Origin of the sequence: Phocaeicola fibrisolvens (assembly GCF_025567125.1) — a bacterium.
GTDB lineage: Bacteria > Bacteroidota > Bacteroidia > Bacteroidales > Bacteroidaceae > Phocaeicola > Phocaeicola fibrisolvens.
The window spans coordinates 1-7,622 of the sequence record NZ_JAOQJI010000082.1; the positions used below are offsets into that span (position 1 = coordinate 1).

Annotated in this window: 8 protein-coding genes; 6 read left to right on the forward strand and 2 right to left on the reverse strand. The window is 47.1% G+C overall.

What is annotated here, in order from left to right; all coding sequences use genetic code 11:
* Positions 1 to 154: 154 nt before the first annotated feature.
* Positions 155 to 535 carry a transporter gene (locus OCV81_RS17260; RefSeq protein ID WP_262640523.1) on the forward strand — a complete coding sequence of 127 codons (381 nt, stop codon included), beginning with the start codon at positions 155 to 157 and terminating at the stop codon, positions 533 to 535.
* 100 nt (positions 536 to 635) lie between these two features.
* Here OCV81_RS17260 and OCV81_RS17265 read toward each other — a convergent pair whose 3' ends face one another.
* A complete protein-coding gene (locus tag OCV81_RS17265; protein ID WP_148331081.1) occupies positions 636 to 929 on the reverse strand; it encodes a helix-turn-helix domain-containing protein in 294 nt (97 codons plus the stop codon).
* A 31-nt stretch (positions 930 to 960) separates the two neighbouring features.
* Positions 961 to 1,257, reverse strand: coding sequence for a helix-turn-helix domain-containing protein (locus tag OCV81_RS17270; RefSeq protein WP_148331082.1), 297 nt, complete (start codon positions 1,255 to 1,257; stop codon positions 961 to 963).
* A gap of 509 nt (positions 1,258 to 1,766) precedes the next feature.
* On the opposite strand from OCV81_RS17270, the gene OCV81_RS17275 reads away from it, so the two are divergent.
* From OCV81_RS17275 to OCV81_RS17295, 5 genes are all read left to right on the forward strand, one after another.
* On the forward strand, positions 1,767 to 2,378 hold the full coding sequence (locus tag OCV81_RS17275; RefSeq protein WP_141427651.1) for a TetR/AcrR family transcriptional regulator: 612 nt from the start codon (positions 1,767 to 1,769) through the stop codon (positions 2,376 to 2,378).
* A gap of 130 nt (positions 2,379 to 2,508) precedes the next feature.
* Positions 2,509 to 3,330, forward strand: coding sequence for a class I SAM-dependent methyltransferase (locus OCV81_RS17280; protein ID WP_148331083.1), 822 nt, complete (start codon positions 2,509 to 2,511; stop codon positions 3,328 to 3,330).
* A 10-nt stretch (positions 3,331 to 3,340) separates the two neighbouring features.
* A complete protein-coding gene (locus OCV81_RS17285; RefSeq protein WP_148331084.1) occupies positions 3,341 to 5,143 on the forward strand; it encodes an ABC transporter ATP-binding protein in 1,803 nt (600 codons plus the stop codon).
* A 7-nt stretch (positions 5,144 to 5,150) separates the two neighbouring features.
* A complete protein-coding gene (locus OCV81_RS17290; protein WP_148331085.1) occupies positions 5,151 to 5,771 on the forward strand; it encodes a class I SAM-dependent methyltransferase in 621 nt (206 codons plus the stop codon).
* An 8-nt stretch (positions 5,772 to 5,779) separates the two neighbouring features.
* On the forward strand, positions 5,780 to 7,510 hold the full coding sequence (locus OCV81_RS17295; RefSeq protein ID WP_148331086.1) for an ABC transporter ATP-binding protein: 1,731 nt from the start codon (positions 5,780 to 5,782) through the stop codon (positions 7,508 to 7,510).
* Positions 7,511 to 7,622: the final 112 nt, after the last annotated feature.

The following is a 7,622-nucleotide window of genomic DNA, read 5'->3' on the forward strand; positions in this document are numbered from 1 at the left end:
TACGGTTCGGAGGCAGGCTGTCGGAAACCTACCACCGTAAGGTGGCATGGCGCCGACAGCCGAGCCTACAGGTGACAGACGACAAGATATCGGAGGACATGGACAGGCTGATGCAGGTCAGGAAAGCCAACGGATTGACGAAAAACAATGACAGATGAGTATGGAAAGAGGAATAATCACAATCACAGAAAACGGGGCGGTTGCCATGCCGACCGCTCCCGTCTGGATGACGCAGCAGGAAATGTCCGATGCGTTCAATGTGTTCGGCTGCTACATCCGCAAGGCTGTCCATGCCATATACAAGAATGGCGAATTGTTGGAAAGCGAAACGAAGCGGTACATCAAACAGGACAACGGGATAAACTACGATGTTTACAGCCTTGAAATGGTGATAGCCGTTTCCTTCAAGTTAAGAGGTCGGGAAAGCATGGCTTTCAGACGGTTTATCATGGGCAGGCTGACCATGAACAACAGACAGCCCGTCAACCTTTTCTTTTCGCTCTCCCCGTCACGTGGAAAGAGAACGGGAAATTGAGCAGACCTCAGACGGCGTATGAGATACCCTCAAACGGCGTGTAAGGCTATCTCTTACGCCGTTTGAGGGTAACACCGTTTTACAGGGGATTTCCGTCAGCCTATCTGAACGCCTCCCGATAATTGGCGGCAAGCATCCGTTCTATGTCCGATTCCTTGTACAGAATCTTGCCGCCCAACTGGTAATAGGCGATTATGCCGTTGTTGCGGTAGTCCTGCAAGGTGCGTCGGCTCACTTTCAGCCGTGCAGACACCTCCCTGTCCGTCAGGAAGCGTTCACCGCCTAATGTCGGACGGCTGTTTGCCATGAAGTTCTCGATGCCGTCCAACAGACGGTCAAGGCTGTCGCCGAACTCAGCGATAAGCGCATGGTTCTTGGTAATCATTTCACTCATTGTTACATTGGATTTAGTGGTACAATAATAATCAAACGGCTTTGTCTGCCAGCTTACGTTCAACGGGCTTGACAATGCGCGACACATCCTCCGGTCGGTAAAACACCTTGTGGTTTATCTGCGAATAGGCCAGCGTGCCGTTATCACGCAGCGTCTGTAAGGTGCGCGGACTGATGTTCAACTGTCGGCAGACCTCTTGGTTGTCCATCCAGCGGTTTAATGACTTGCCGCCTTGTTTGGCAAGGAGTTCGTTCACACGGTCGGAGAAGCGGCTGAACTTCGCCGCCATTTCCTCAAACGCCTCTTTCTGAAAAATCAATACTTCCATTGTCGATACTGTTTTTAATGTTGATACTCGGTTTTGGACGCAAAGTAAATGGGCATTACGCATCAAACGATGGGTTGGCACAATCGTGGCAGCTTGTGGCAGGGAGTGGCGTTATCCGCCGACCCCGTGACGGCTGTTCCAAGCGTCCGTGATGCAAAGGAAAGCGATGTCCGGCACAATCCAACCGCTTCGCACCTGCGTGGCAGCATTTGGCATCGGTGTGGTAGCCTGTGGCGTTCATCAGGTTCAAATAAGCCTGCTAATAAACCTGAGCTTGATGTAGAATGAAGTAAGACTTTATTTTATGGAATAGGATTGATTTGAAGAAACATAAAAGCCAACCCATCAAGGAGAAGTTTTGATGGGGAGCAGGTTTGTGTTTCGGGCATACCGAAACGGTTCGCTCCCCATGTTTTGGAAGACGCAAAATCCCTAAAAATAGGTATTGCACGACAATTTCAAGCCTTATACCTTTGCAAAAAATTAAAAACAGACATTGTTCGTTATAAATGCAAGTGCTGAAAGAGGACATAAGGGGTCGGATATTGACGATTGCCAGACAGCAATTCGAGAAGAAAGGCTATTCCAAGACTTCCATGCGCGAAATAGCGGAATTGTCGAGTGTTGGTGTTGGGAATATCTATAACTACTTCACAAGCAAAGATGAATTATTCCGTGAAGTGGTCCGTCCTGTTTTGTGCGCTTTGGAAGCCATGCTGCAAGAACACCACGGCATACGGGGCGAAGATATTATGATGATGCGGTCGGAAAAATACCTGAAATCCTGCATTGACGAATATGTTTCGCTTATAGACAAACACCGTTCGCTAATGGAAATACTGTTGTTCCGTGCGCAAGGTTCTTCATTGGAACGCTTCCGTGAGAATTATACCGACCGTTCCACGGAATTGGTTAAGGCGTGGTTCGCGTCCATGCAGCGGAAACATCCCGAAATCAATACGGCGGTGTCCGACTTTATCATCCACCTGCATACGGTATGGATGTTCACGATGTTCGAGGAACTGCTGATGCACTCCGTACCCCGGCAGGAAATGGAGGCCATCCTGCACGATTACATCCTGTTTGAAATTCAAGGCTGGAGGGCTATTATCAAGATATGAGATACAGACAACGTACATACGAACATTCAACCGCATCAGAACGGTTGGTAAGGAGGAAATCTTCACGGAGGTTTCCTCCTTTTTTTATGAACAATTCTGAATATCGTTCACTATTAAACACTCCAAAAATATGAGACAGAAATACGAGTTTAAGAGTATTGTAGCGGAAACACTGCTTATTCCGCTATACATGAGAGCCAAGGAAAGCCGCCGGGACAATCCCATCCTGTATGACAAGGCTGCGGAGCGGCTGGCGGACAGTCTGGAATACGATTATTCCCAGTTCGACGGGGCAAAGTTGAGCGAAGTGGGATGCGTGGTGCGTGGATGGTATTTTGACTGCGCTGTGCGCCGATTTATTAAAGCACATTCGCATCCGGTCGTGGTCAATGTGGGATGTGGACTGGATACCCGTTTCCAGCGTATCGGAAGTCAGAAAGCAGTCTTTTATGATTTGGATTTGCCTGAGGTCATTGCTCTACGCCGGGAATTGATACCCGAACAGCCGGACAATGTCTATATTGAAGCGTCTTTGTTGGAGACCGACTGGATGGATGACCTGCGCCGGAAGCACCCCGAAGCAGAATTTATCTTCATCGTGGAGGGGGTACTGATGTACTTCTACGAGAAGCAAGTAAAATCCTTCCTGCATCACGTGGCAAACCGTTTCGGGGGAGGTGAATTGTGGTTTGACGTGTGCGGCACGATAATGAGCCGACATGGTGTGAAGCCCGATTCGCTCCGCAAACACGAGGCTCAAATCCGTTCCGGCATAAGCAACGGGTATGTGGTGGAACAATGGGAACCGTCTTTAAAGCTCATTGAACAGGCTAACTATATGAAGTTCTTCCGTTCACGCTGGGGATTCTTCTTCGGGCAGATATTGGGGCGCATCCCTTGGCTCTGCTACAAATTCAGTTCATTGCTCGGATATAAAATCACATCAAAATAGCGTAATAACAATGGAAAAGTCAAAAAAGAAAAAAGGTTTGTCCCGTCTGTTCGAGATAGCGGGACAAAGGAAAGGTCTGCTTATATTAGCAGGTCTGCTGTCGGCTGGCAGCGCGGTGTGTATGCTTGTGCCTTATTGGGCAGTTTATGAAATTTTGAAAGAGTTGCTGTCGAATGGCTCCAATCTTTCCGCTTTGGACGGAACGGACATGATGCGTTGGGGATGGATTGCATTTGGAGGGCTTGTTGGCGGATTGATATTGCTCTATGCCGCCCTGATGTCCTCACATGTGGCTGCATTCCGTATCTTGTATGGGTTGCGTGTCCGTCTGTCTGAACATATCGGCAAACTGCCTTTGGGATATTTGAACAATACCTCTACGGGAGCCATCAAGAAAACAATGGACCAGAATATCGAGAAAATAGAGGGCTTCATCGCCCATACCATTCCGGATTTGGTCAATGTAATGGCAACGGTAGTGGTAATGCTGGTCATCTTTTTCTCGCTGGATGTGTGGCTGACAGTCGTGTGCCTGGCCGTTGTGGTGCTTAGCTTATTCCTGCAATTTTCCAATTTCATGGGAAAAAGGGCAAGGGAGTTCATGGCCATCTATTACGATGCGCAGGAAAAGATGAGCGCGTCCGTCGTGCAGTATGTACGGGGAATGCCCGTAGTCAAGATTTTCGGGCAGAGCGTCCGCTCATTCCGCCAGTTCAATACCGAAATTCAGGCATACAAGACATTCGCCTTGAAATGTTGTGACACATATCAGAACGGTATGATAGCATTTACCGTCTTGCTTAATTCGATGGTTACGTTTATTCTTCCTATGGGTATTCTGCTGTTGCAAGCCAGTCCGCAATCACTCTCATTGGCTGTGGTGTGGCTGTTTTTTATCATCATGGGACCGGGTATGGCTTCGCCCGTTTACAAACTGACTTTTTTAGGAGGGAATACGCGCGACATCAACGAAGGAGTAAACCGCATTGACCGCATATTGGAAAAGAAACCTGTGCCGGAGCCGGGACATCCGCAAGTGCCTGCTGCTTACGATGTAGAGTTCCGTCATGTATCATTCTTCTACGAAAACACGGAACAGGGAACACGAACGGAAGCCTTGCGTGATGTCAGCTTCAAAGCTCCACAAGGAAAGATAACCGCCCTTGTCGGTCCTTCAGGAAGCGGAAAATCAACGGTTGCCAACCTAATACCCCGGTTCTGGGATGTGGAGCAAGGGGAAATTTGTATAGGAGGTATTGACATTCGTCAGATAGATACGGCAAAACTGATGGACATGGTTTCATTTGTATTTCAAGACAATTTCCTTTTTTACGACACATTATATGAGAACATTGCCGTAGGTTCTCCAGATGCTACAAAAGAAAAGGTAATAGCCGCTGCGAAAGCTGCCCAATGCCACGATTTCATAGAGCGTTTGCCGCAAGGCTACGAAACAAGGATAGGCGATAAAGGTGTATTCCTGTCCGGCGGTGAAGCCCAACGGATATGTGTAGCTCGTGCCATATTGAAGAATGCTCCGATACTGGTGTTGGACGAAGCCACTGCCTTCGCTGACCCTGAAAACGAGCATAAAATGCAGATGGCTTTGCAGTCACTGATAAAGGATAAAACGGTCATTGTGATTGCCCATCGCCTTTCTTCCATCATCTCCGCACATCAGATTGTCGTCATGAAAGAAGGACGCATTGTGCAATGCGGAAAGCATGAACAGCTGTCCGTGACGGAGGGTGTATATAAAAATATGTGGGATGCCTATACGAGCGCATACCATTGGACATTGAACAAAAACTAAAAGCAATATGAGAAAGAAGAATTTCTTAAACAAGGTCTTGCAAAACACAAGTTGTCCGCAAGGATTTTGGGGACGGATGATTTTGCGAGGAATGAATTGTTTTCATGCATCTTTAGCTAATCGTGGCATGAAGCAAGTGGAATGGCAGCCGAATTGGAATGTTCTTGATATAGGCTGTGGCGGTGGTGCGAATTTGAAACGTTTATTGAATTTATGTCCGAAAGGAAATATCTACGGCATAGACCTGTCAGAAGAAAGTGTTTCATTCGCCCAAAAGTACAACGAAAAAGACTTGAATAAAAGATGTTTCATACAACAAGGGAATGTTTGTTCATTACCTTATGAGAATGGATTCTTTAATGCTATCACGGCTTTTGAAACGGTCTATTTCTGGTCGCCTGTAAACATAGCGTTGTCTGAAGTGGCGCGTGTTCTCCGAGAAGGAGGTTGTTTCCTTATTAGTCTGGAAGCGAGCGACCCCGAACTTGGAAAAATGTGGACGGAACGGATAGATGGTATGGTTGTCTATACTCCGGCAGAATTGAAAGAACGGTTGCATGAAGTCGGATTTTCATCCATCAGAACAATCCGTAAAAAGGAAGAAATACATATTATAGCATATAAATAAAATAAGATATGAATGCAATAAAGAATATTACAATAGGTCACACGGAAAGACTTTACAAGCCGGTGGGTTACACCATGCTTGCCAACTTAGTGAATATAGTACCGTTTTGTCTTTCTATAGAAGCGATACGTATCATTTTCAGTGCATTTGACGGGAGCGGACAGCCGCTTGACACGACCCGCCTGTGGTGGATATTCGGCATTATGGCTGTTTATATGCTGGTCATGGCTTTGGCAGAACGGGCATCCTACCGAGCCAATTTTAGAGGAGCATACGAAATGAGTGCTTCCGGGCGTTTGTCGCTGGCGGAGCACTTGCGGAAACTATCGTTGGGCTTTTTGTCGAAACGTGATCCGGGTGATTTGTCGTCTATGCTTGTTACGGACTTCATGATGGCAGAAACCGGAATTTCGCACCACCTGCCCCAACTTATGGGTGCCATAGTCATGCCCGTACTGGCTTTTGCTTCGCTTGTATGGATAGATTGGAGGATGGCGGTCAGTATGTTTGCCGCCTTGCCGCTTGCCTTGCTCGTCCTGTGGGCAAGCACAAAGGCACAGCGGAAGTTAAGCGGCAGGCAAATTCAAGCAAAAATAAATGCTGGAAATCGGTTGGAAGAATACTTACAGGGTATTCGTGTAATGAAAGCGTACAATCTGATAGGTGACCGCTTTGTTAGGTTGCGCGATGCTTTTGCGGAACTTCGCCGTGCTTGCATCCGTCAGGAGGCCTTGTTAGGCCCATTCGTCTTGTTGAGCATCACTTTAGTACGTGCCGGGCTGACAATGATGGTGCTATGTGGAACTTACCTTCTGTTGGGAGGGCAACTTTCAATCCTTGTATTCGTGCTATTCCTTGTAGTCGGTTCTCGTGTGTTCGACCCGCTGACTTCCGCACTAACAAACTTTACCGAGTTCCGCTATTTTTCCATTGCCGGTGGACGCATCCTTTCCTTGATGAACGAGCCGGAGATGAAAGGAGAACGGCAATCCCCGGCAGCAGGCGATATCCGGTTTGAACACGTATCGTTTGCCTATCAAGACAAGGAAGTGTTGCATGATATAAACATTACGCTCCCGAAAAACTCCTTGACGGCTCTTGTCGGACCTTCGGGAAGCGGGAAAAGTACGGTGATGAAGCTTTGCGCCCGTTTCTACGACCCACAGAAAGGATGTATCTTTTTCAATGGTGTTCCGATGAATGAGATAAATCCAGAAAGTCTGATGAGCCACATCTCTATGGTATTTCAGGATGTCTATCTGTTTCAGGACACCATACGCAATAATATCCGCTTTGGTAAAACTGACGCGACGGAAGAAGAAATTATAGCCGCAGCTAAAAAAGCCTGTTGCCATGATTTCATCATGCGGTTGCCCAAAGGATATGACACCTTGGTAGGCGAAGGAGGGTGTACCCTTTCGGGCGGAGAAAAGCAACGCATATCCATAGCCCGTGCCATGCTGAAAGACGCACAAATCATCCTGCTTGATGAAGCGACCGCCTCACTTGACCCCGAAAATGAAGTGGAAGTACAGAAAGCCATAGATGCACTCATCAAAGGGCATACTGTCATTGCCATTGCGCATAGACTTAAAACCATTAAGGGGGCAGACCAAATTATCGTGTTGGATAACGGACAGATAAAGGAAAAAGGTACGCATGAAACATTGATGCAGGCCGAAGGGTTGTATGCTCAACTATGGAATATTCAGGAACAAATTTCAGGTTGGAAACTGTAAAAACGGTATAAAAATCAATAGGAGGCCGTCTCAAAATGAATTGAGATGGCCTCTGTCGTTTCATATCAGATTGAAGTCGTTTGGATTTTCCTCAAAAAAAAGGAGTTTCCAG